Origin of the sequence: Salinispora pacifica CNR114, from assembly GCF_000514775.1 — a bacterium.
Lineage (GTDB): Bacteria > Actinomycetota > Actinomycetes > Mycobacteriales > Micromonosporaceae > Micromonospora > Micromonospora pacifica.
Genome location: NZ_AZWO01000039.1, coordinates 1 through 18,731 on the forward strand (window position 1 = coordinate 1; position 18,731 = coordinate 18,731).

Consider the following 18,731-nt stretch of genomic DNA (forward strand, 5'->3'; position numbering starts at 1 on the left):
GGTCAGCTGGTGGAGTAGCCGCGGGTGGCGATCCAGTCGGCGAGGGCTTCGGTGGTGATCCAGTACTCGGCGGTGTTCGGGTTCGCCGAGTCGGCGATCTTCACCTGGTCGCCGGCGTCGCGGTAGCCGTTGACGGNGATGTAGTGGCCGCCGGCGAAGGAGTGGCTCTCGCCGTTGGTGTCGGTGGCGGTGCCGGCGATGTTGGCCACGACGGCGCGGCCGTCGTCGACGGTGCGGATGATGTCTTCGCGCAGGGTGTCGGTCTGTGTGGTGTCGGCCTCGGGGGTGGAGATCTCGACGCTGCGGTACACGTCGCTGCCGGTTTCGGTGTTCAGCACCGGGGTGATGTCGTTGATGGAGTCGGTGCCGGACTCGGTGGTGCCCATCCGCTCGGCCATCGAGTAGACGTCGATGTCCTTGTCCTGCACGGACAGGGCGTTGCGGGCGGCGGCGGGGCCGCAGTAGTAGAAGTTCGGCTGGGCCTCGTAGTCGACCGGGAGTACGCGGGTGCCGTCGCGCTGGCTTTGCGCGGTGGGCTGCGCGGTGGGGGCGGCGAAGGCGGCGGTCGCGGGGGCGGCGATGGCGCCACCGGTGGCGATCAGGCCAGCGGCGGTCAGGGCGGTCTTGCGAAGGATGTCGGTACGCATGATGATCGAAGCCTTTCGCTCGGGGGTGCCGCGGACGCGGGGGGCGCCTACGGGTCGGGCGAGGTGGTTCGAGAAGAGATTCGAAAGAGGGGGTTGCGCCCGGCGGGGTGCTACTCGGGCGGCCCGGGGAGGTAACCAACGCCGGCCCGGTGGCATTCCGGGGCGGTCGAACCACCGGCGTCCGGCGGTCCGGCGGGGCGCTCGCGGCTGCCCCGCATGGTTACGCCAGGTATAACCACGGGCCCCCACCACCGATTCCCCGGCGACGGTGACCCGGGCCACCCGACAAAACGTCAGATACCTCACATTCGATGAACTACCAATTCGACCAAAACGCCTATTTTATCGGTAATCGCATCGCATTGGCGATAGCAACGGCGGCCACAAAGAGCCTTCCGGCCACCACCCCCCGCTCGGCCGACAGCCTTTGGGGCAGCCAACGGGCACCGGAGTTCACCGGCATCGAGACCGACGAAGCAATCGGGTGATCTGGATTACGACAGCCGGCCAAAAATAGCAATGAAACGGTCATCTACTCGCCAAATCAAGTCTCAGTCGACGGACCTCTCGAGCTGGCGTGGAGGTGATCCGACGTAGGCTCTCAGGTGAGAACCGACAGCAGGCCGGACAACCACACGAGGTGGGTCACGGCGGCGCGCCGAGGAGGCCATGTGACCGGGCAGGGCGAGGTCAGGAGCGAGTGCGGCGATCCGGGCGACCGTGCCGACCAGAGCGGGGTGCGGTCATGACCAAGAAGATCCGCCAACTGGACCGCGTGGTCATCCGCTTCGCCGGGGACTCCGGCGACGGGATGCAGCTGACCGGCGACCGATTCACCTCCGAAACCGCCCAACTCGGTAACGACATCTCCACGCTGCCCAACTTCCCCGCGGAGATCCGCGCGCCCGCCGGGACGCTACCCGGGGTGTCGAGCTTCCAGGTGCACTTCGCCGACTACGACATCCTCACCCCCGGCGACTCGCCGAACGTCCTGGTCGCGATGAACCCGGCCGCGCTCAAGGCCAACCTCGCCGACCTGCCGCGCGGAGCCGACATCATCGTCAACACCGACGAGTTCACCCGCCGTAACCTGGCCAAGGTCGGCTACCAGGCCAACCCGCTCGAGGACGACTCGCTCGCCGGCTACACGGTGCACCCGGTGGCGCTGACCTCGATGACCGTCGGGGCGCTCGCCGACCACGAGGTGTCCAAGAAAGACGCCGAACGGGCCAAGAACATGTTCGCGCTGGGTCTGCTGAGCTGGATGTACTCCCGGCCGTACGAGTCGACCCTACGGTTCCTGGAGCGCAAGTTCGCGACCCGGCCGGAGCTGGTCGGAGCCAACGTCGCGGCGTTCAAGGCCGGCTGGAACTTCGGTGAGACGACCGAGGACTTCGCGGTCCGGTACGAGGTCAAGCCGGCGAAGATGCCGCCCGGGACCTACCGGAACATCACCGGCAACGCGGCCCTGTCGCTCGGCCTGGTGGCCGCCGGGGTCCGCTCCGAGCTGCTGGTCTTCCTCGGCGCCTACCCGATCACCCCGGCATCGGACATCCTGCACGAACTGAGCAAGCACAAGCGTTTCGGCGTGCTCACCATGCAGGCCGAGGACGAGATCGCGGCCATCGGTGCGGCGCTGGGCGCCTCGTACGGCGGGGCGCTCGGCGTCACCACCACCAGCGGCCCCGGCGTGGCACTCAAGAGCGAGACCATCTCGCTCGCGGTGGCGCTGGAGCTGCCGCTGGTCATCGTGGACGTGCAGCGGGCCGGGCCGTCGACCGGGATGCCGACCAAGACCGAGCAGGCCGACCTGAACATGGCCCTCTTCGGCCGACACGGCGAGGCGCCGGTGGCGGTGCTCGCGCCGAGGTCCCCGGCCGACTGCTTCTACGCGGCGTTGGAGGCGGCCCGGATCGCGCTGACCTACCGCACGCCGGTGCTCCTGCTCTCCGACAACTACGTGGCCAACGGATCCGAGCCATGGCTGCTCCCCGACGTCGAGTCCCTGCCCGACCTGCGGGTCGACTTCGCCACCCGGCCCAACGGCGAGGACGGTGCCACCTTCCTGCCGTACCTGCGGGATCCGGAGACCCTGGCCCGGCCCTGGGCCGTCCCCGGCACACCGGGGCTGGAGCACCGCATCGGTGGGCTGGAGAAGGCCGACAAGACCGGCGACATCTCGTACGACCCGGCCAACCACGACTTCATGGTGCGGACCCGTGCCACCCGGATCGAGGCCATCCCGGTGCCCGACCTTGAGGTCGAGGACCCGGACGGTGACGCTCAGGTGCTGGTGCTCGGCTGGGGGTCCACCTACGGGCCGATCGGCGCGGCCTGCCGGGGCCTCCGCCAACGCGGGCTCTCCGTCGCCCAGGCGCACCTGCGGCACCTCGCCCCGATGCCGGCCAACCTCGGCGAGATACTGCGCTCCTACGAGCGGGTGGTCATCCCCGAGATGAACCTCGGTCAGCTCGCCCACGTGATCCGCGCCCGGTACCTGGTCGACGCGATCGGCTACAACCAGGTACACGGTCTGCCGTTCACCGCCAACGAGCTGGAGACGATGCTGGAAGAGGTCCTGAAGAATGTCTGAGCCCGTCGCCCTCAAGCTCACCGCGAAGGACTTCAAGTCCAACCAGGAGGTGCGGTGGTGCCCCGGCTGTGGTGACTACGCGATCCTCGCCGCCGTCCAGGGCTTCATGCCGGAGCTGAACATCCCCCGGGAGCGGATCGTCTTCGTCTCCGGCATCGGCTGCTCGTCGCGCTTCCCGTACTACATGAACACGTACGGGATGCACTCGATCCACGGGCGCGCCCCGGCGATCGCCACCGGCCTCTCCACCACCCGCCCCGACCTCTCCGTCTGGGTGGTCACCGGGGACGGCGACGCGCTGTCGATCGGCGGCAACCACCTGATCCACGCGCTACGGCGTAACGTCAACCTGAAGATCCTGCTGTTCAACAACCAGATCTACGGCCTGACCAAGGGGCAGTACTCCCCCACGTCCGAGGTCGGCAAGATCACCAAGTCGACCCCGGTCGGGTCGGCGGACGCACCTTTCAACCCGCTCTCGCTGGCGCTGGGCGCGGAGGCCACATTCGTGGCCCGCACCATCGACTCGGACCGCAAACACCTGCAGTCGGTGCTCCGGGCCGCCGCCGAGCACGAGGGCTCGGCCTTCGTGGAGATCTACCAGAACTGCAACATCTTCAACGACGGGGCCTTCGAACAGCTCAAGGGTCCCGCCACCCGGGACGACTCGCTGATCCGGCTGGAGCACAACCAGCCGATCACGTTCGGCCGGGACGGGCAGTTCTGCGTCGTACACCCGCCCGGCGGTTTCGGCCTGGAGGTCCGCGAGACCGCGGCCACCACGGCGGAGGAGATCGTCGTCCACGATGCCACCATCACCGACCCGGCGTACGCGTTCGCCCTGTCTCGGCTGCCGGGCCTGGACCTGCGCAACACCCCGATCGGGGTGTTGCGTTCGGTCCGACGACCGTCGTACGACAGCGTGGTGCAGGAGCAGCTCGACGCCGCCCGGGCGACGGTGACCGAGACTCGGGAGCAGCAGTTCGCCGGCCTGTTGCACAGCGGCGATACCTGGACGATCAACTGAGCCGGAGGCTGGTCCCCGTGTCCGCCGGGTAGCCGGGCTCCGGACAGCGGCCCGGAGTGCAGCGGCGCGGGCGCTCCGGCCCGGGGCACTTACGGCGCGGGGTTCAGGACAGCGGCCCGAGGCGCAGCGGCGCGGGGTTCAGGACATCGGGGTGGAGGTTCGACGGTCGTCGCGGACGTGCACGAGCATGTCGCCGGTTTCGATGACCCCGCCGGCCCGATCGGCGAGGGTGACCACCTTGCCCCGCCGCACCAACGCGATGACCAGAGCCTCCAACTCGCGGGGGGAGCGGCCGACCTCGTGCCGCTCGGCCGACCGCATCGCGAGCGCCATCCCCTGACCGGGCGTGAGCAGATCCTCCACGACATCGATCAGCGGCGGCGCGGAGGTGGAGAGGCCCAGCAGCCGACCGGCGGTCGCCGACGAGACGATCACATGATGGGCACCACTCTGTTTGAGCAGCGGGGCGTTCTCCGCCTCCCGGGCCGCAGCGATGATCCGCACCTGTCCTGCGGTGAGCTGCCGAACGGTCAGCGCCACCAGCACCGAAGCATCGTCACTGTCGGTAGCAATGATCACCGCCTTGGCGGTCCGGATGTGCGCCTCGTTGAGGGTTGCCGAGCGGGTCGCCGACCCCTCGATCGCCACCAGACCGGCCGAGGTCGCCTGCCGCAGGGCGGCGCCGCTACGTTCGACCACCACGATCCTGGACTTGTCGAAACCGTTCTCGAGCAGGGCGGAGATCGCACTGCGGCCCTTGGTGCCGTAGCCGCAGATGATGACGTGGTCCTTCACAGCTCTCCTCCACCGCGACAGGCGACGGCCGGTCCGGTACTGCTCGGTCAGGACTTCCAGGGTGGTGCCGACCAGAATGATCAGAAAGATGACCCGGGCCGGGGTGATGTAGAGGACGTTGAGCAGACGGGCCGACTCCGAGACCGGGGCGATGTCGCCGTACCCGGTGGTGGAGAGGGAAACCACAACGTAGTAGAAGCAGTCGAGGAGGCTCAGCCCGTCCGAGTCGCGGTTGGCGTCCCGATAACCGTCCCTGCCGAGCCACACCACGGCGACGCTGGCAAGGACGAGCCCGAGGGCCGCGGCCAACCGTAGACTCAACGCGCTCAGCGGATCGCGCCGTTGCGCCGGGAAATGGATCACCGCTCGCCCCGCCCAAACTCCGCTGATACCTGCACGCCCACAACATAACGGGTCGGGGGTAACGCAGATGGCGAGGCGGCAGGGACGACGGCACGACAGCCCCCGACGGGCATGATGGGAGCTGTGCCCCGCGACCACAGCCAACGAAAGCGAGGCGAAGGATGTCGTTGCTCAGACGAGTCATCGGCGGGGTGTTGCGCCGGGTCCGGATGCGGCAGGGCCGCACGCTGCGGGAGGTAGCTACGGCCGCCGGGGTCTCCATGCCGTACCTATCCGAGGTGGAGCGGGGGCGTAAGGAGGCCTCGTCCGAGGTGCTCGCGGCGGTCTGCCGGGCACTCGGGATCCGCCTATCCGACCTGCTCGGGGAGGCCCGGGACGAGCTACGCCGCCTGGAGCGGCCCGAGCCGATGGGGTTCACCATCGGCGAGGTCAACCGCACGCCGAGTTCCCGCGTCGAGCCGGCCCGGCAGCACTCGGTCCGGGCCGGGCTACGCGGCGGCGGCCCCACCTCCTGCGGCGCCGGCCAGGTGCCCCTTCGACTGGGTTCTCCTGGGCTACCCATCGGTGGGGCGGGGCTCGCGCCGATCGGGCCCGCGCCGATCGGGCCGGCGCTGACCGGGCCGGCGCTGACCGGGCCGGCGCTGACCGGCGGCCCGGCGGGAGGGGCCGGCCTACGAGTCCGGTTGATCGCGGCGGCGCCGGCTGACCGAACCGCACGACGCTCGTGGCGGGTCCGGCGGCTCGTCCGGGCACGCCGGCAGCTGGCTCGGCGGTAGCGGACCCGGCGGTAGCCCAACCAGACCGCCCCGAGCCGATCGATCTGCTCGGCCGATCCGCCCTCGACCGATCTGCTCTGAGCCGATCTGCTGCCGGCAGATCGGCTACCTCCTCCTACCCCGGCACGCGCACGCTGGACGGGCCGACTCCCGGGCGGTCCCCGCCCGCCGACGCGCTGGAGGTAGCACCTAATGATCAGAATGTTGGCCGATGGGCAGCAGGGCTTCGGCGACCAGGTCTTCGAGCGGCTGCTGAGGGAACGCATCGTCTTCCTCGGCACCGAGGTGACCGACGAGTCGGCCAACCGGGTCTGTGCCCAGATCCTGCTGCTGGCCGCCGAGGACTCGGACCGCGACATCAAGCTCTACATCAACTCGCCCGGCGGCTCGGTGAGCGCGGGGATGGCCGTCTACGACACGATGCGGTTTGTCCGCAACGACGTGGCGACGCTGGCGTTGGGCATGGCCGGCTCGATGGGGCAGTTCCTCCTCTGCGCCGGGACGGCGGGCAAACGATACGCGCTGCCCCACTCGTGGATCCTCATGCACCAGCCGGCCGGCGGGATGGGGGGCACCGCTGCCGACGTCCGGATCCAGGCGGAGAACCTCCTGCACGTGAAGAAGACCATGCAGGGACTGATCGCCCAGCACAGTGGTCGGACGCTGGCGGACATCCAGCGAGACTGGGACCGGGATCGCTGGTTCACCCCGGAGCAAGCCCGCGAGTACGGCCTCATCGACCACGTCATCACGCAGGCGGCGGAGCTCACGCGCTGAGCAACGGTCGGGCCGAAGCCGCATGGGTCGGCCGAACCTACCTACTGCGGCGGCGGATGTTGTTCACCCGCTCCCCGATTGGCGTCGACCCTTGTCCCTTTGATAGCAACGGAGCCTCCGCCGGACCACGGGACGCCCTCTGCCGACCGGATCGGGCCGGCCAACCAGGACCGCTGGAGGCCCGTGCCGTTGGAAGCGCTTGCCGTCTTCGGAAAGCTCGTGCCGGTGGCGTTGGCTCTCGGCGGCGGTGTGTTGTTCGCCCGGCGGAGCGTCGTCAGCGCGGCGAGCTCGAAGGCGTTCGCCGATTTCGCCTTCCTCTTCGCCGTGCCGTGCTACCTGTTCGCCAACGTCTACCGCAGCGATCTGAGCGTCCTGTTCGCCTGGCCCGCTCTCGCCGGCTACGCCGGCACGGCGGGAATCACCATGGCGGTGGTCGGGGTGCTGGCGGGGCTGACCACCACCCGCGAGCCGCGACAGCTCGCGTTACGGATCATGGCGGCGATCCAGGTAAATACGGCCTATTTCGCGGTACCCGTATTCATCATGCTCTTTGGCGACGCAGCGCCGGTCTTTCCGGTGCTGCTGCTCCAGGTATGCGTCCTCACCCTGGTCGTCCTGGCCATCATGGAGCTGAGCGGGGCGCCGGTGCAGGCTGTACCGGCTGGTCAGGCTGTACCGGCTGGTCAGGCCGTACCCACCTCGGCTGGGGCCGGCGGGCGGCAGGCGCAGCCGACCGGCGGGCTGGGACCGACGCAGACCGGCGGGCCACCGGCGCCGCCGCAACGTCGGAGCCGACGCGGCCGAGTGGGCCGGGCGGTGTGGGGTGCCCTGAACACCCCGGTCGTCTTGGCGTGCAACGCCGGCCTCCTGTTCAACCTGCTAGCCGTCCGGATACCGGAGCCGCTGCTCGGCGGATTCGACTTCGTCGGTGCCGCCGCCGCGCCGATCGCGCTCTTCGCCCTGGGCCTGCACCTGGGCGGCAGCGGGGTCAGCTTCCGCCACACCACCGGCGAGGAGATCTGGCTGATCGCCGTCAAGTGTCTGCTGTTCCCGTTTGCGGTCTGGCTGGCCGTCGCGCACGTCCTCGATATTGACGGCCCCTGGTTGACCTATCTCGTCCTCATCGCGGCGATGCCGGCGCCACAGAACCTGTTCATCGTCGCGCAGCGCTACGGCGTTGACGTCGAGCTGTCGGCCGCGCTGGTGGTGAAGAGCTCGGTCGCGGCGCTACTGCTGCTGCCGCTCTGGGTCCACTGGGCGCAGGCGGGATGACCTCGTTGCCCCGCCACCTCCGGTACGGCGCACCCGAGCTGGCCCCAAACGCTACATCAATCAAGATACGTCATGTCAATGAAATCGTACTTATCGATCTTGCCGGAAGTCGCCTCCATATACTCCCGCAAGTGCGCGCCACCCTTGTGCGCCTCCCAGATCTCGCGGGACTCCCAGTTCTCGTAGAGGACGAAGTGGGCCGGGTCGCTATTATCCTGGTGCAGGTCGTAGTTGATACACCCCTTCTCCGCCCGAGTCAACGGGACAAGCTTCTTCAACTCCGCTTTCACCAGGTCCGCCTGGCCCGGCCGAGCGTGAACGTTGGCAACAATAGACAAACGCGACATTCTGCACCCCTCCTCGCCTGATCGTTCCGTTGTGAAACGCCCTCAGCCCAACAGCGCGGTTCACGAGTCGTCAGCCAATGTGGGTCATCTCGTTGACTACGAATTCATCCACCTTGCCGGCGGTCGCCGCTCCGTAAGCCTCCATGTGAGCGGCGTTCATGTGCGCCTGCCACAGGTCACGGGACTCCCAGTTCTCGTAGAAAACGAAATGAGCCGGGTCACTATTATCCTGGTGTAGATCGTAGTTGATACACCCCTTCTCTGCCCGAGTGGTCGGGATAAGCTTCTCCAACTCCGCCTTTACCAGGTCGACCTGGTCCGGCTTGGCGTGAATGTTGGCAACAATAGTCAGGCGTGACATGCGGTACCCCCTGGTCGCCTCGTCGTTCGTTTGTGGAACTTCTTCACGCTAGCGGAAGAGCCCGCGCCAGGGCCGGTGAGTCGCCAGATGTGGCTCGGAGCTGATCAGGTGGTTCCAGGGCCCGGGTTGGGGTACCCGTCCTCACGGTCGGGTACCGGCCGCGTGGACGGATCGCACCGCCTCGACCACCACCGAGGGAACCTCGTCCTGCACCCAGTGGCCGTGGGTACTGTCCCGCCACTGACCGACGACCGCGGTGGGGTGCCACTCCGACAGAAACCGCTCCAGCGGATACCAGTAGGCCGCACCGGTCTCGTCATCGACACAATTGGTCCGGGTGGTGACCTCCTCACTCGCCGGGTGATAGCCGGGCCGGCAGAGCTCCCGGTCGCCGCCGAGAATCGCCAGGTCGACCTTGTAGGGCCCGAAGGCCGTGTCGTCACCGAAGGCGAGGAAGACCGGCTTCGACCGCAGCGCGGCCAGGTCCCGGTCGAGTTGATCCAGGAACGCGCCGTCCGCGACGGTCGCCATGGCGGAGATGTGCACGGGCTGGGTCACCTCCGGATAGCGCAGCTCATGCGGGGGCTCCAGGGTGAGGTAGGGCCCCCACATCGCGTCCCGCAGCGCCGCGTACTCCGCCGACCCCTCCACCGCGTTGCGTTCGGCGACCCCGATCGCACCGCGGCGGATGAGCTCGCCCTCCGTGTAGAACTCTGGTTCCAGCTGCGCATGGCGCCCACGATCGTGCACCGCGTGCATGAATCCGGTCTGCCCCTGTTCGATACGGTCGAGTTGCCAGGCCCAGGTGTTCATCAGCACAAGACCCCGCACCTTCTCCGGGGTCGCGACTCCGGCGGCCAGTCCGATCGGCCCACCCCAGTCCTGGAGCACCAGGTAGAGATCTTCCAGGGCCAGGTCGGCGATGAAGTCCCGCAGCACCGTCGCGTGCGAACTCGGCAGGTAGTCGAATTCGCTGACCCTCGGTTTGTCGGAGAAACCGAAACCAAGGTGGTCGGTGAGGATCACCCGAAATCCAGCCGCGCTCAACGGGTCGACAATTTTCCGATAGATCATGCTCCAGGTTCCGTTGCCGTGGACCGCCAGAACGGTGCCCTTGGGGGTATGGCCGACGGCTGGGGGCACGTCCACATAGTGATATGCGAACCCGTTCCACTCGTAGACTTTTGACTGGAACGGATAGACGCTCTCCGCCACTGGAAACGGGCGCTCCCATTCTGGGGTAGCCCTGCTGTCCCGCTGCGGAACGCCGCCGGCGGCGACTGCCAGGGCGGCGAGGGCCAGCACCCCCGACGCCACGAGGAGACGAACAGAGAACTTCCTCGACCTACCGCTCACGGCAATCCCCAATCCCAACCCCGAGCCGGTCGGAGAGCAGCACGATCTCAGCGCACCGCCCGGCGAACCACTCCCGTCGTCCCGAGCCTAGGAACGCGGGGTGGGCCAGGAAATGCGGCGTACCAGCCAGTCTTTGCTGGGGGCAGCCCTACCCAAATTGAGGCGCGCGATACGGCCCGCTGGCCGCATCAGCGCCTCAACGAGCGGATGTCCAGCCCTGCTGATGCAGCCGTTCGATGCCCTCGAGCAACAGGTCCAGGGCGAACTCGAACTCGAACTGGTCGTCGCAGCCCCGCCCCACCACCGACGTGTCGTCGTGGGACGCCACCACGGCGATCTTCGCAAGGTTGGGGAATCGGTCGGCGAACTGCGCTGGTAGGGCCGCCGGTGGCTCCGGACTGGTCACGCCGGTCCGGCCGGCGTTCCGTGCGGTGTCGAAGAGTTCCTGACTGAAACCCAGGGTGCGGCTGCCCATCGCGTGCATCACGTGGTGGGCGAGGTCCACGGAGAAGCCGCCAGTCCGGAAGGTCCCGACCATCGAGTCGAGGTAGGCGAGGATGGCCGGCGTCGGCGTCTGCTGCGACTCAATGGCGAGGGACACCCAGGGGTGCCGCTGCAGCACCCGCCGCGCGGAGAGAATCCGCTCCCGGACCGCGTGCTTCCAGTCGGTGTCGGCCAGCGGCGGGGCGATCTCGTCGATGACCACATCGATCATGCCGGCGACCAGTTCGTCCTTGTTGGCCACGTGCTTGTAGAGGGCCATCGGCACGACGCCCAGGTCCTGGGCAAGGTTGCGCATGCTGAGGGAGTCGATCCCGGCCTCGTCGGCAAGCGCGACAGCGGCCCGCAGGACTCGCTCCCTGCTCAGCGGCGTTCGGCGAGGCACCTCGGTCTGCTCAGCCATCTCGTTTCCTCGTCTCCAGCGGTGCTGGAAACCATAACCGCCTTGACGAGTGTACGGCGTACACCTACTGTTCAGAGACAGCGTACGCCGTACACCAAAGAATGAGGCGGACGCCGTACACCTTGGAGTGGAGAATGAAGGCCATCGTGCAGGACCGCTACGGGCCGCCGGAGTCCCTCACCCTCGCGGAGGTTGACCCGCCGGTGCCCGCCGCCGACGAGGTGCTGGTGCGGGTCGAAGCCGCAGCCCTCAACGCCTACGACTGGCATGTGCTACGCGGCGATCCGCGGATGGCGCGGTTGGCGCTGGGCCGGTCGAAGCCCCGGGCCCGCATCCGTGGCCGCGACTTCGCCGGCGTGGTGGAATCCGTCGGCGAGAACGTTCACCAGTTTCATTCCGGCGATGCGGTCTTCGGCGACCTCGGCGATGCTAACGGCGCCTTCGCCGAGTACGTCTGCGTACCCGAAGCCCTGGTCGCGCCGAAGCCGACCAACCTGACGCCGCGGCAGGCCGCCGCCCTGCCCCTCGCCGGCGTCACCGCACTCATGGGGCTGGCGGATCTCGGGCAGGTCGAGCCCGGCCACCGCGTCCTGATCAACGGTGCCTCCGGCGGCGTCGGCACCCTCGCCGTGCAGCTGGCCAAGGCGCTCGGCGCGACCGTGACCGGAGTGTGCAGCACCCGGAACACCGAGCTGGTTCGTTCCCTCGGCGCTGACCACGTCATTGACTACACCCGGAGCGACTTCACCCACGACGCCCAACCACACGATGTCGTGTTCGACCTGGTCGGCAACCGCTCGCTCACCGCACTCCGGCGAGTGCTGGCCCCCGCCGGGAGGCTGATCCTCTCCGGCGGCGGGGTCTACCGCGGCGGTAGCCTCGTCGGACCGGTCTGGCTCATCACCCGCGGGCGACTCCTGGCGCCCTTCGTCCGACAGCGCATCGCCGTTCTCACCACCGTGCCCAGCCGAAAGCACCTCGACGTGCTCCGCGACCACGCCGAGGCCGGGGACCTAACCCCGGTCATCGATCGGAGCTACCCGCTGCACGAGGTACCGCAAGCACTTCGGTACCTCGAAGGTGAACACGCGCGGGCGAAAGTAGTGATCACCCTCTGAGGCGTAACCGGTGCCATCGCGGGTAGAACGCGGGTGTGGCGGAGATCAGTGACTATGCGTTTCTGGGCGACTGCCAGGGCGCGGCGTTGGTGTCGGCGGACGGTTCGGTGGACTGGTGGTGTCCACCCCGGTTCGACGGGCCAAGCGTCTTCGCGCAGCTACTCGGCTCCGCTGGCGGCCACTGGTGGATCCGACCGCACGGGCGGTACACGACGAGCCGCTGCTACCTCGACGGCACGATGGTCGTCCAGACCGACTTTCACACCCAGGACGGGGTGCTGCGGCTGACCGATGCGCTCAGCCTCGGGGTCGGGGAACGCGGTCACCAGATCGGCCTCAGCTCGCCGCACGTCCTCCTGCGCCGGGTCGACGCAATCGCCGGCCCGGCGCAGGTGACGGTCGAGGTGGCGGCCCGGCCCGAGTACGGCCTGGTCAGCCCCACTGTCTCCGACGCCACGACGGGGATCGAGATCTCCGGCGGCGCCGACCGGCTGACCCTTACCAGCGACCGCGACCTGACCATCGACGGTTCCGTGGTGACCGGAGAGTTCAGTCTCGCCGAAGGCGAGAGCGCGGTCTTCGCGCTGCACCACCGACGGTCCACCGACCCGCCGACGGTTCCCCTCGACGGTCGGGTGGCGCTGCGGGACACCATCGCCGCCTGGCGGTCCTGGGACCGCATCCACCAGGGGTACCAGGGGCCCTACCGGGAGCAGGTCCGACGCAGTGCCCTCGTCCTGCAGGCGCTGACCTACCAGCCGACCGGGGCCGTGATCGCCGCCCCCACCACCTCCCTGCCCGAGGAGATCGGTGGCGAGGCGAACTGGGACTACCGGTTCGGCTGGCTCCGCGACGGCGCCTTCACCCTGAAGGCGCTCTGGGTCGCCGCCTGCCCGGACGAGGCACACCGGTTCTTCGACTGGATGGCCGAGTCGATGGGCTCGGTGGAGGCGGAGGACCACGTCCCGATCATGTTTGGCCCGGGCGGTGAGCGTGATCTCACCGAGCACACCCTCGGGCACCTTGAGGGCTACCGGGACAGCCGCCCGGTACGGGTTGGTAACGACGCCTGGCTGCAGAAGCAACTCGACGTTATCGGCGAGGTCATCGAGTGCGCCTGGGTCCTGCGGGACCAGCTCACCGAGTTGTCGCCCGCCGCCGCCAGCCTGCTCCGCTCCCTGGCCGACCGGGCCGCGGACACCTGGCGGGAGCGGGATGCCGGAATCTGGGAGGGGCGCGAGGGGCAGCGGCACTACCTGACCTCGAAGGTGATGTGCTGGTTGGCCCTCGACCGGGCCGTCAAGCTCGCCGGGCTTCTGGATGCTGAGGCGAAGGTCCCGCAGTGGTCGGAGGCGATGGCGGAGGTCCGCGCGGCGATCCTGGAGGAGGGGTGGAACAGCTCGAGCAGGGCGTTCACCGGCGCGTTCGGCTCCGACCACCTGGATGCCGGAGTCCTGGTCATGCCCATTCTCGGGTTCCTCCCCGCCGACGACGACAAGATCCTGGGCACGGTGGATGCCATCGAACGGGACCTGGTCCAGGACGGCCTGGTGCAGCGCTGGACCCGGGCCGGGGACGAGGGCGCCTTCATCATCTGCTCGTACTGGCTGGCCCAGGCCCTGGCTCTGGCCGGGCGGGTTGACCGGGCCCGACAGGTCTTCGAGACCGTCACCGGCCGGGCGAACGATCTCGGCCTACTCGCCGAGGAGATCGACCGACGCGACGGGCGCCTGATCGGCAACTTTCCCCAGGCCTTGTCCCACATCGGTCTGATCAACGCCGCCTGGACCATCGGCCAGGTCGAGGCCGCGGGAACCAGTAGGTAGTGGCAGTCGAGGAAAGGAGCACGTTGATGAGCGGACGACTGATGGGTAGAACCGCCCTGATCACCGGCTCGGACTCCGGTATCGGGCAGGCCACCGCGATCGAGTTTGGCCGGGAGGGCGCCGACGTGGTGGTGCACTACCTGCATGACCATGCGGGGGCGAGCCACACCAAGGCCGAGATCGAGCGGGCCGGTCGGCGCGCCGTGGTGGTGCAGGGCGACATCAGCGTCGAGCACCAGGTCGAGGCGATGTTCGACGAGGCCCTGGCGACGTTCGGAGAGCTGGACATCCTGATGAACGACGCCGGGGTGGACGCGTCCGGCACCCCGGTCGCCGATCTGGACACCGAGACCTGGGACCGCGCCATCCGTACGAACCTGTACGGGATGTTCTTCTGCTGTCGGCGGTTCGTCCGGCACCGCCGCGACCATGGTGGACACGGAAAGATCATCAACATCACCTCCATCCACCAGGAGGTGGCCCGGGCCGGCGGCGCCGACTACGACGCCAGCAAGGGCGGCATGCTGGAGCTGGCCAAGAGCATCGCGCTGGAGGTCGCCCCGCTACACATGAACGTCAACAACATCGGGCCGGGCATGGTGCTCACGCCGTTCAACCAACGTGCGATCGACGACCCGCAGTACCTGGAGGAGCAGGTGCAGTCGATCCCGTGGAAGCGGGCCGCCCAGCCGGAGGAGATCGCGAAGCTCGCCGTCTTCCTGGCCAGCGACGACGCGAACTACGTCACCGGGTCGACCTACTTCATGGACGGTGGCCTCATGCAGAACCAGGGGCAGGGCGCGTAGGGCGCGCTCCGACGCGTGGCGAACGGTTGACCTCAACCTTGGTTGAGGTTTTACCGTCTCCCTGTCGCGATCGGAGCGTTCCTGGAGGAGACCCATGTTCTTGGTTACTGGCGCGACCGGCAACGTCGGACGGCGGGTGGTGGCACGGCTGACCGCCGCAGGCCACGACGTCCGCGCCGTCGTCCGCGACCCCAGCCGGGCGAACCTTCCGGCCGGGGTACCGGCGGTCACCGCTGATCTGGCTGATCCGGCGACCCTCCGCCCGCACCTGGGCGGGGTCCGGGCCGTGTTCCTGATCTGGCCGTACACTGACCCCGCCGTCGCCGTTGCGCTCGCGCCGGCCCTCGCGGACGTGCTGGCCAGCGCCGGGTCACCCCGGGTGGTGTACCTGTCGGCCGCCTCCGCCGAAGTCGACCCGAACTCGTTCTGGGCGGTGGTGGAGCGCGCCCTCCTCGAACGCGACCTCCCCGGGACGGTGCTGCGTCCCACCGGCTTCGCCACGAACACGCTGGGCTGGGCCGACGCTATTCGCGCCGAGGGGGTGGTGCGCTGGCCGTACGGCGCCGCGGCCCGGTCCCTGATCCACGAGGACGACATCGCCGCGGTGGCGGTCGAGGCGATGACCGGGGACCGGCACGACCGGCGGACCTACGTGCTCACCGGCCCAGAGACGGTCACCCAGGTCGAGCAGGTACGCCTCATCGGCGCCGCGATCGGCCGTGAGGTGCGGTGGCAGGACATCCCGGCGGAGGCTGTCCGCCCGATGCTGGTCGAGGCGTTCGGGGACGCCGGATTCGCGGAGATGGCGTTGGCCGGCTGGGCGGCGATGGTGGAGAAGCCAGAGCAGGTGACCGACGATGTCGAGACGGTACTGGGGCGACCCGCGCGGACCTTCGCCCAGTGGGCCGCCGACCACGCCGCCGACTTCGCCTGAGCCGTCCGGGAGTCCGATGTGGGTGGGTGGTTGGTTCGCACCACTGACCGCATCACCGCAATTCTCCACTGGTTGACCCAACGCAAGGACTTCCTGGAACCTGAATGCTGGGTAGGATCCGAATCCCTCTTCTTTCCGCCTATCGCCCTGTTCTCACCGACGGCCGGTACTCCAGACTGATCTTCGCTTCCGCTGTTTCCTTCCTTGGCGACGGCATGGCACTCGTAGGAATACCGTGGTTGGCGATACAACTGGCACAGCCGGATCAAGGGGGAGTTGTCGCTGGACTGTCGCTGGCGGCGTATACGCTGCCCGGCGCCCTTGGAGCTCTCGTGCTTGGCCGGTGGTTCGGCGGCATGAGCGCACAGAAGTTGGTCGGCGCAAGCACCGGCCTGCGAACTCTTGGGCTGGCAACAATTGTCGCGCTGGCCGCTGCCGACCAACTCAACGCCTTCTCCTACATTGCCCTCCTAGCCGTTTCGTCTCTCTTTTCAGCGTGGGGGAACGCGGGTCTGTACACTATTGTCAGCCAGTTGTTCGCCGATGGTCGTCAACTTCCCGCGAATGCTCTACTCAGCGTATCCCAGCAGGTCAGCATCATCATCGGCCCGGCAATTGCTGGCATGATCCTGCTGAAGCTGGACGGCTCGGCAATCCTCGCAGTCAATGCGATCTCATACCTGCTTCTTCTCACCACGGTCGCCCGCCTGAAGCTTCCGCAACAACCGGCGGTAGCTCGACGGGCTGGCGTCGTGGCCGGCTTCCGGATACTCGCGCGGCGACCCCAACTGGTTTCCCTGTTGCTGGTCACGGCCGCCTTCTTCTTCCTGTACGGCCCGGTCGAGGTTGGGCTTCCGCTCTATGTCGCCGGCAACCTGGCTGGCAGCGGCCAACTACTCGGAGCATTTTGGACCGCATTCGGTATCGGCGCGGTGATCGGCGGTTTCGCCGGCGGCGCCTTGGCCCGCGCGCCCAGATGGCCGGCTGTGATCGCCATCATCTTCGGCTGGGGTCTAGCCCTCCTCCCCTTCGGCATCACCGACAACACCTCAGCAACCATGACCTCGTTCGCCCTCGGCGGATTGATCTACGGCCCATTTCCAGCGTTCACTATTTCTCTTTTTCAGCAGGCCGCAGAGGCTTCTGAACTTACCTCCATCCTGGCAGCCCGGTCCGCCGTCACCACCACGGCAACACCTTTGGGTGCGGCGCTCGGCGGCCCACTGGTCACGCTTTGGGGCGCCGCTGACACATTGCTGTATTCCGGCATCGCCACGATTGTGCTCGCGGCGCTCGTCACCGCGTCGATGCTATTTCTCAGAGGACGTGCCCGGTCACAGTGGGCGCGACGATCCGGTCATCGGGCGCTTGGTTCCGGGTAGCGGGCGCCGTTGAAGGTGACCCGCAGCGCGTACACCGACCGGCCCGCGGTGAGGTAGAGCTGGTTGCGTTTCGGCCCACCGAAGGTGAGATTGGCGGCCGGCTCGGGCAGGAGCAACTTCCCGATGAGGCTGCCATCGGGAGCGAAGCAGTGCACGCCGTCCCAGGCCGCAGCCCAGACCCGACCGGCGTCATCGACGCGCAGCCCGTCGAAGCGTCCGTAGTCACACTCGGCGAAGATCTTGCCCCCGCTGAGGGTCCCGTCGGCGGTGACGTCGAAGACCCGGATGTGGCTGGGTTCCTGTCGGGTATCGACGATGAACAGCTGTTGTTCGTCCGGTGAGAACGCCAGACCGTTGGGGCGGAAGAAGTCGTCCGCGACCACCCGCAGCTCCCCGGTGCGGGGGTCCAGCCGAAACACGTAGCACGAGCCACCGAACTCGGGCTCGGCTTTGTTGCCCTCGTAGTCGCTGTTGATGCCGTAGCTCGGGTCGGTGAACCAGATCGTGCCGTCGGCCCGGACCACCACGTCGTTGGGGCTGTTGAGCCGCTTGCCGGTGTAGCGATCTGCCAGCACGGTGATCGTCCCGTCGTGCTCGGTGCGGGTCACCCGCCGGTTTCCCTGTTCGCAGGTGATCAACCGGCCCTGCCGATCGATCGTGTTGCCGTTGGCGTAGCCGGAGGGCTGGCGAAACACCCCAACCGCGCCGGTGGTCTCGTCCCAGCGCAGCAGCCGATCGTTGGGGATGTCGCTCCACACCAGGTAGCGCCCCGCCGCGAAGTAGGCCGGGCCTTCCGACTTCCGCGCGTCACCGTGCAGGACGGTCAGGACGAAGTCACCGTCGAGGTCCCGGAAGCGCTCATCCAGCAGTCGGAACTCAGCAGGGACTGTGTCAGGCATATTGGCCTCCTCGCCAGATGTTGTTCTACAGCAAAGCCTGCCTTCCGAATCTGATATGGTCAAGTCGTCGCCGTTCCGATCCCGATGGGTGTTCGATGCTTGACGATATTGACCGCGTCCTGGTAGCCCGCCTGCAGCAGGACGCGACCCAGTCCTACGCGGCCCTCGGCGCGGCCGTTGACCTGTCCGCGGGTTCGGCGCACGAACGCGTACGCAAGCTGCGCGAACGGGGCGTGATCCGGCGTACCACCGTTGACGTCGATCCGGCCGCTGTCAGCCGGGACGTGCTCGCCTACGTGATGCTCGGTGCCGACGAGTGGATGGGCGACGCGGCCACCCGGGACGCGCTCACGGCCATTCCCGAGATCCAGGAGGCACACATCATCGCCGGCACGGCGAGCGTGCTGGTGAAGGTTCGCACCGCCACCACCCAAGACCTGCAAGCCCTGCTGAGACGCCTCTTCGCCATCGACGGCGTCACCAGCACCCAAACCATCGTCGTCCTGGAATCGTTCTTCGAACGGCCGATCAGCGTTGACCCGGATTGA

At 68.0% G+C, this 18,731-nt stretch carries 19 protein-coding genes; 12 read left to right on the plus strand and 7 right to left on the minus strand.

The features are described from left to right. Positions 1-2: 2 nt before the first annotated feature. Positions 3-647 (minus strand): C39 family peptidase, encoded by a 645-nt coding sequence (locus B118_RS0120490; protein ID WP_028192997.1) that lies wholly within the window; start codon positions 645-647, stop codon positions 3-5. A 311-nt stretch (positions 648-958) separates the two neighbouring features. Between B118_RS0120490 and B118_RS31920 the strand changes: the two genes are divergently transcribed. The 3 genes from B118_RS31920 to B118_RS0120500 all read left to right on the plus strand — a co-directional run bounded on the left by B118_RS31920 (position 959) and on the right by B118_RS0120500 (position 4,267). After that, complete coding sequence (locus B118_RS31920; RefSeq protein ID WP_155256583.1) at positions 959-1,135, plus strand: hypothetical protein; 177 nt, start codon at positions 959-961, stop codon at positions 1,133-1,135. A gap of 257 nt (positions 1,136-1,392) precedes the next feature. Then, a complete protein-coding gene (locus tag B118_RS0120495) occupies positions 1,393-3,240 on the plus strand; it encodes a 2-oxoacid:acceptor oxidoreductase subunit alpha (protein WP_018221291.1) in 1,848 nt (615 codons plus the stop codon). Further along, positions 3,233-4,267, plus strand: a complete 1,035-nt coding sequence (locus tag B118_RS0120500; protein WP_018221292.1) for a 2-oxoacid:ferredoxin oxidoreductase subunit beta — start codon at positions 3,233-3,235, stop codon at positions 4,265-4,267. The genes B118_RS0120495 and B118_RS0120500 overlap by 8 nt, the downstream gene beginning before the upstream one ends. A 138-nt stretch (positions 4,268-4,405) precedes the next feature. Here the strand turns inward: B118_RS0120500 and B118_RS0120505 are convergent, their stop codons facing one another. Beyond that, positions 4,406-5,425, minus strand: a complete 1,020-nt coding sequence (locus B118_RS0120505) for a potassium channel family protein (RefSeq protein WP_018221293.1) — start codon at positions 5,423-5,425, stop codon at positions 4,406-4,408. A 161-nt stretch (positions 5,426-5,586) separates the two neighbouring features. Between B118_RS0120505 and B118_RS0120510 the strand changes: the two genes are divergently transcribed. From B118_RS0120510 to B118_RS0120520, 3 genes are all read left to right on the plus strand, one after another. Next, positions 5,587-6,201 (plus strand): helix-turn-helix domain-containing protein, encoded by a 615-nt coding sequence (locus B118_RS0120510; protein ID WP_028193332.1) that lies wholly within the window; start codon positions 5,587-5,589, stop codon positions 6,199-6,201. A 192-nt stretch (positions 6,202-6,393) separates the two neighbouring features. Then, the gene (locus B118_RS0120515) at positions 6,394-6,978 is read left to right on the plus strand and encodes a ClpP family protease (RefSeq protein ID WP_018221295.1); all 585 of its coding nucleotides are present in this window, start codon (positions 6,394-6,396) and stop codon (positions 6,976-6,978) included. A gap of 189 nt (positions 6,979-7,167) precedes the next feature. After that, positions 7,168-8,250, plus strand: a complete 1,083-nt coding sequence (locus B118_RS0120520; RefSeq protein ID WP_028193333.1) for an AEC family transporter — start codon at positions 7,168-7,170, stop codon at positions 8,248-8,250. 56 nt (positions 8,251-8,306) lie between these two features. Here B118_RS0120520 and B118_RS0120525 read toward each other — a convergent pair whose 3' ends face one another. From B118_RS0120525 to B118_RS0120540, 4 genes are all read right to left on the minus strand, one after another. Further along, positions 8,307-8,597, minus strand: coding sequence for a putative quinol monooxygenase (locus B118_RS0120525; protein ID WP_026273566.1), 291 nt, complete (start codon positions 8,595-8,597; stop codon positions 8,307-8,309). A 70-nt stretch (positions 8,598-8,667) separates the two neighbouring features. Then, positions 8,668-8,958 carry a putative quinol monooxygenase gene (locus B118_RS0120530; RefSeq protein WP_018221298.1) on the minus strand — a complete coding sequence of 97 codons (291 nt, stop codon included), beginning with the start codon at positions 8,956-8,958 and terminating at the stop codon, positions 8,668-8,670. A 141-nt stretch (positions 8,959-9,099) separates the two neighbouring features. After that, positions 9,100-10,275: an alpha/beta fold hydrolase gene (locus tag B118_RS0120535; protein ID WP_018221299.1), complete on the minus strand. Its 1,176-nt coding sequence runs from the start codon at positions 10,273-10,275 to the stop codon at positions 9,100-9,102. Between the two features lie 235 nt (positions 10,276-10,510). After that, positions 10,511-11,218 (minus strand): TetR/AcrR family transcriptional regulator, encoded by a 708-nt coding sequence (locus B118_RS0120540; protein ID WP_018221300.1) that lies wholly within the window; start codon positions 11,216-11,218, stop codon positions 10,511-10,513. 134 nt (positions 11,219-11,352) lie between these two features. Here B118_RS0120540 and B118_RS0120545 point away from each other — a divergent pair, with 134 nt between their 5' ends. The 5 genes from B118_RS0120545 to B118_RS28775 all read left to right on the plus strand — a co-directional run bounded on the left by B118_RS0120545 (position 11,353) and on the right by B118_RS28775 (position 17,284). Further along, positions 11,353-12,336, plus strand: a complete 984-nt coding sequence (locus B118_RS0120545; protein WP_018221301.1) for an NAD(P)-dependent alcohol dehydrogenase — start codon at positions 11,353-11,355, stop codon at positions 12,334-12,336. Positions 12,337-12,371: 35 nt separating this feature from the next. After that, positions 12,372-14,162, plus strand: a complete 1,791-nt coding sequence (locus tag B118_RS0120550; RefSeq protein ID WP_018221302.1) for a glycoside hydrolase family 15 protein — start codon at positions 12,372-12,374, stop codon at positions 14,160-14,162. A 26-nt stretch (positions 14,163-14,188) separates the two neighbouring features. Continuing rightward, complete coding sequence (locus B118_RS0120555) at positions 14,189-14,968, plus strand: glucose 1-dehydrogenase (RefSeq protein ID WP_026185452.1); 780 nt, start codon at positions 14,189-14,191, stop codon at positions 14,966-14,968. A gap of 94 nt (positions 14,969-15,062) precedes the next feature. After that, the gene (locus tag B118_RS0120560) at positions 15,063-15,902 is read left to right on the plus strand and encodes an SDR family oxidoreductase (protein WP_028193334.1); all 840 of its coding nucleotides are present in this window, start codon (positions 15,063-15,065) and stop codon (positions 15,900-15,902) included. 104 nt (positions 15,903-16,006) lie between these two features. Beyond that, the gene (locus tag B118_RS28775; protein WP_080678111.1) at positions 16,007-17,284 is read left to right on the plus strand and encodes an MFS transporter; all 1,278 of its coding nucleotides are present in this window, start codon (positions 16,007-16,009) and stop codon (positions 17,282-17,284) included. Here B118_RS28775 and B118_RS0120570 read toward each other — a convergent pair. Continuing rightward, positions 17,260-18,183, minus strand: coding sequence for an SMP-30/gluconolactonase/LRE family protein (locus B118_RS0120570; protein ID WP_027647630.1), 924 nt, complete (start codon positions 18,181-18,183; stop codon positions 17,260-17,262). The two genes, B118_RS28775 and B118_RS0120570, sit on opposite strands and share 25 nt — an antisense overlap. 95 nt (positions 18,184-18,278) lie before the next feature. Between B118_RS0120570 and B118_RS0120575 the strand changes: the two genes are divergently transcribed. Next, on the plus strand, positions 18,279-18,731 hold the full coding sequence (locus tag B118_RS0120575) for an Lrp/AsnC family transcriptional regulator (RefSeq protein ID WP_028193335.1): 453 nt from the start codon (positions 18,279-18,281) through the stop codon (positions 18,729-18,731).

What these genes read in the sequence shown, in the direction of transcription:
- B118_RS0120500 (WP_018221292.1), top strand. Translation starts at nt 3,233, where the DNA reads ATGTCTGAGCCCGTCGCCCTCAAGCTCACCGCGAAGGACTTCAAGTCC.
- B118_RS0120575 (WP_028193335.1), top strand. Translation starts at nt 18,279, where the DNA reads ATGCTTGACGATATTGACCGCGTCCTGGTAGCCCGCCTGCAGCAGGAC.
- B118_RS0120540 (WP_018221300.1), bottom strand. Translation starts at nt 11,218, where the DNA reads ATGGCTGAGCAGACCGAGGTGCCTCGCCGAACGCCGCTGAGCAGGGAG.
- B118_RS0120545 (WP_018221301.1), top strand. Translation starts at nt 11,353, where the DNA reads ATGAAGGCCATCGTGCAGGACCGCTACGGGCCGCCGGAGTCCCTCACC.
- B118_RS0120510 (WP_028193332.1), top strand. Translation starts at nt 5,587, where the DNA reads ATGTCGTTGCTCAGACGAGTCATCGGCGGGGTGTTGCGCCGGGTCCGG.
- B118_RS0120570 (WP_027647630.1), bottom strand. Translation starts at nt 18,183, where the DNA reads ATGCCTGACACAGTCCCTGCTGAGTTCCGACTGCTGGATGAGCGCTTC.
- B118_RS0120495 (WP_018221291.1), top strand. Translation starts at nt 1,393, where the DNA reads ATGACCAAGAAGATCCGCCAACTGGACCGCGTGGTCATCCGCTTCGCC.
- B118_RS31920 (WP_155256583.1), top strand. Translation starts at nt 959, where the DNA reads ATGAACTACCAATTCGACCAAAACGCCTATTTTATCGGTAATCGCATC.
- B118_RS0120515 (WP_018221295.1), top strand. Translation starts at nt 6,394, where the DNA reads ATGATCAGAATGTTGGCCGATGGGCAGCAGGGCTTCGGCGACCAGGTC.
- B118_RS0120525 (WP_026273566.1), bottom strand. Translation starts at nt 8,597, where the DNA reads ATGTCGCGTTTGTCTATTGTTGCCAACGTTCACGCTCGGCCGGGCCAG.
- B118_RS0120530 (WP_018221298.1), bottom strand. Translation starts at nt 8,958, where the DNA reads ATGTCACGCCTGACTATTGTTGCCAACATTCACGCCAAGCCGGACCAG.
- B118_RS0120555 (WP_026185452.1), top strand. Translation starts at nt 14,189, where the DNA reads ATGAGCGGACGACTGATGGGTAGAACCGCCCTGATCACCGGCTCGGAC.
- B118_RS28775 (WP_080678111.1), top strand. Translation starts at nt 16,007, where the DNA reads ATGCTGGGTAGGATCCGAATCCCTCTTCTTTCCGCCTATCGCCCTGTT.
- B118_RS0120560 (WP_028193334.1), top strand. Translation starts at nt 15,063, where the DNA reads ATGTTCTTGGTTACTGGCGCGACCGGCAACGTCGGACGGCGGGTGGTG.